This is a genomic window from Endozoicomonas sp. SESOKO2, from assembly GCF_024606245.1.
GTDB lineage: Bacteria > Pseudomonadota > Gammaproteobacteria > Pseudomonadales > Endozoicomonadaceae > Endozoicomonas_A.
Genome location: NZ_JAHHPQ010000360.1, coordinates 1 through 3633, shown reverse-complemented (window position 1 = coordinate 3633; position 3633 = coordinate 1). Strand labels below are relative to the sequence as shown.

The following is a 3633-nucleotide window of genomic DNA, read 5'->3' as shown; positions in this document are numbered from 1 at the left end:
ATTCTATAGTGCCTTTTGCCACAGTAACAGTTCGGGATGGCTGCAGTAGAGCCTGTGCAGTAGGGCCAGTTCTTTCCAGATCCCGATACTGTAAGCATTAACAGACTCACGGAGCCGGGGTGGCGCAGACACTAGATGATAGAGCTGACTGGAGTCAGCCCAGCCTCAGAAAGTCAGTGCTGAATAAATAGCCAGACATTGTAGAGGGCGTATATTGAGAGCAGAAAAACGCCAGCCACTCTGCCTAAATGTCGAGGTTTCCTGCCAATCAGGCAAATCAGGGTCAACAGTATCGTCATGCCCAGCATGACGGGATAATCTCGCAGTATAACCGCTTTGTCCAGTGCTCCGGGAGCTACCAGTCCAGGCATGGAGAGAACTGCCAGGAGGTTAAATGTGTTAGAGCCGATCACATTGCCCAAGGCAATATCATGGTGGCCTTTTATGGCACTGGTAATGGAAGCAGCCAGTTCTGGCAGGCTGGTACCAATGGCGACAATCGTCAGCCCGATCACCAGATCGCTGATGCCCAAGGTCCTGGCGATCTCAGTGGCTCCCCATACCAGCAGCTGTGAGCTGCCCAATAATAATAAAAGACCAGAACCCAGCATGAACCAGGCTTTTGCCGGAGAGAGTTCTGGAATTTCCTCATCTTCCACTACTGACTCATCCGGGTGTTGTTTCTGCCAGTGAATCAACAGGTAGAGGGTAATGACAAGGCCTGCCAGCAGGATCAAGCCATCTATTCTGCCCAGATAACCATTGGCAACGCAGAGGCCGGCAACAATGGTGATCACCAGTAGAAGAGGGATTTCCCTTTTTGTCAGAGCTTTCTTAACAGGCAGGGGAGCTATAAGGGCAGTAACACCCAGAACCAGACCTATGTTGGCGATGTTTGAACCCATGGCGTTGCCCACTGCCAGCCCCGGGAATCCTTGCAGGGCAGCCGTCAGAGAGACCAGGATTTCAGGTGCAGAGGTGCCTATAGAGACCACTGTCAAACCGATTAACATTCTTGACACGTTCAGATTGCTGGCTGTGGCAGCAGCACCTGCAACAAAACAGTCTGCACTCCAGGTCAGGATAATAAAGCCAACCAGAATGGCAGCAAGGGCAATGAGCATAGGAGGAATTCTCTTATCTAATTTGGGGCGACTGGCCGAAATGGTTTTTTTACATTGGAAGCGGCAAGATGATTTTATTTAGCCATTTTTTTGTTAAAAAACCATTATCTGGAAAGGAGGCAGTCATTCTCGGGATCGACGAGTTTGTTAGCATGGATCAACCAATCCAGGCTTAAGTGGAAATCGTTGAGTCTAAGTCTGTTGATAGTGAAAAGATAGTAAATAGCCAGTAAAGAAGCAGTTTGGATGTCGTGATACTAATAAGGATACGTACTGATAGTTCAAAAAGTAGCCGAGAGTCGTCATAATGAGAGGCGGGTAGTGGTAAGCTGTCAGGTAGTGTCGGTTACTGCTTGGTGCAGTCCATACATATACAAGGAATCGCCTTCCAATGTCAGAGGCAAGTGATAACTTTATAGAGATCCATGGTTTGACGTTCCATCGCGGCGATCGAACTATTTTCAAAAATGTTGATATCACCATCCCAAGGGGAAAGGTGGTCGGTATTATGGGGCCGTCCGGTACCGGTAAAACAACGTTATTGCGTTTAATTGGGCGTCAACTTCGCTCTGACTCCGGACAGATCTTTGTGGATGGCCAGAATCTTGATTTGCTCTCCCGTGAAGAGCTGTTTCGTACCCGCCGCAAAATGGGCATGCTTTTTCAGAGCGGTGCTCTCTTTACCGATTTGTCGGTGTTTGAAAATGTCGCCTTCCCTCTGCGCATTCATACCAGGCTGGCTGAGCCAATGATTCGGGATATTGTGTTTATGAAACTGGAGGCGGTGGGGCTGCGGGGGGCGTGGTCGTTGATGCCAGCAGAACTGTCAGGTGGGATGAACCGTCGCGTGGCACTGGCCAGAGCTATAGCACTGGATCCGGCCATGGTGATGTACGACGAGCCCTTTGTAGGGCAGGATCCCATAGCTATGGGCGTGCTGGTCAAACTGATCAGGATGTTGAACGAAGCACTGAATATCACCAGTATCGTGGTATCACACGACCTTCATGAAACGGCATCCATTTCGGACTATCTCTACCTGTTAGCCGACGGTGAATTGATTGGTCAGGGTGAGCCGGACAGTCTGATGAACTCCACTGATTCAAGGATTAAGCAGTTTATGAATGGGCTTTCCGATGGTCCGGTGCCATTCCATTACCCGGCACCAGATTATAAAGAAGTATTGTTGGGTGGGGGGACTGGATGAGTACAGGTATTCTTGACAGAGTGACACAGCTCGGTCGTTTTGGGCTGGATCAGATTCAATCCGTGGGTCGGGCAGGTATTTTTCTTGTGCTGGCTATTTTCTCCCGTGCCGGCTTCAGTAAACGCTTCTCCTTATTAGTTCAGCAGCTCTACAGCGTCGGCGTAATGTCGCTGATTATTGTTACTGTGTCAGGGCTGTTTATTGGCATGGTATTGGCGTTGCAGGGTTACAATATTCTGATTCGATACGGCTCGGAAGATGCGGTGGGGCAGATGGTGGCTCTCAGCCTCCTGAGAGAGTTGGGGCCGGTTGTTACAGCTCTGCTGTTCGCCGGACGAGCAGGCTCTGCCCTGACGGCTGAAATAGGTTTGATGAAAACTACGGAACAACTGTCCAGTATGGAAATGATCGGGGTTGATCCACTCAAGCGGGTCATTGCTCCGCGATTCTGGGCAGGGGTTATCTCCATGCCATTGCTGGCCGCCATTTTCAGTCTGGTCGGTATATTGGGAGCAGTGATGGTCGGCGTGGATTGGCTGGGTATTTATGAGGGCTCTTTCTGGGCCACTATGCAGGCTTCGGTCAGTCTGGTGGCGGATATAGGCAATGGGCTGATCAAAAGTCTTGTATTTGGTTTTGTCGTGACCTGGATAGCCGTATTCCAGGGGTATGATGCCATCCCCACTTCAGAGGGCGTCAGCCGGGCCACAACAAGGACGGTTGTTTACTCTTCACTAGCCATTCTGGGGCTGGATTTTATTTTGACCGCTGTCATGTTTGGAGAACTCTAAGATGCGGATGAGAACGGTAGAGATAAGTGTCGGCGGTTTTATGTTGGCCGGGATGCTGGCGCTGGTTGTACTGGCACTAAAAGTCAGTGGGCTTTCATTGGAAAGCGGCAGGCAAACCTACACCGTGACAGCCATGTTTGATAACACCGGAACCCTTAAGCCAAGAGCCAAAGTAGCCCTGGCCGGTGTCATCATTGGCAGAGTCACCAAGGTTGAACTCGACAAGCAGACCTATATGGCCAAGGTTGAGATGGAAATCGATTCTCATATAGATAACATACCCAGCGACAGCACCGCCTCCATCGTGACAGCAGGGCTTTTGGGTGAGAAATATATTGGTATCAGTATTGGCGGAGATACAAACTACATCAAACCCGGTGGTCGCTTCGAGGATACCCAGTCAGCTGTTATTCTGGAAGAGTTGATTGGCAAATTCCTTCTGGGTTCAGTCGATAAGGACTAGCAGCCTGTCGGACTTAAGCGTCCGTAGCGAGGATTGCAAGAAATTGAG

Annotated in this window: 4 protein-coding genes; 3 read left to right on the top strand and 1 reads right to left on the bottom strand. The window is 50.0% G+C overall.

The genetic code is table 11. The features are described 5' to 3' along the window. Positions 1-173: 173 nt before the first annotated feature. Positions 174-1124 (bottom strand): calcium/sodium antiporter, encoded by a 951-nt coding sequence (locus KDK17_RS08085; RefSeq protein ID WP_257254229.1) that lies wholly within the window; start codon positions 1122-1124, stop codon positions 174-176. Positions 1125-1515: 391 nt separating this feature from the next. Between KDK17_RS08085 and KDK17_RS08080 the strand changes: the two genes are divergently transcribed. The 3 genes from KDK17_RS08080 to mlaD are packed head-to-tail and all read left to right on the top strand — an operon-like array spanning position 1516 to position 3585. Beyond that, on the top strand, positions 1516-2331 hold the full coding sequence (locus KDK17_RS08080; protein ID WP_257254230.1) for an ATP-binding cassette domain-containing protein: 816 nt from the start codon (positions 1516-1518) through the stop codon (positions 2329-2331). Then, the gene (gene mlaE / locus KDK17_RS08075; RefSeq protein WP_257254232.1) at positions 2328-3122 is read left to right on the top strand and encodes a lipid asymmetry maintenance ABC transporter permease subunit MlaE; all 795 of its coding nucleotides are present in this window, start codon (positions 2328-2330) and stop codon (positions 3120-3122) included. Before KDK17_RS08080 ends, mlaE begins: the two co-directional genes overlap by 4 nt. 1 nt (position 3123) lies before the next feature. Further along, positions 3124-3585: an outer membrane lipid asymmetry maintenance protein MlaD gene (gene mlaD, locus KDK17_RS08070; RefSeq protein WP_257254233.1), complete on the top strand. Its 462-nt coding sequence runs from the start codon at positions 3124-3126 to the stop codon at positions 3583-3585. Positions 3586-3633 lie beyond the last annotated feature (48 nt).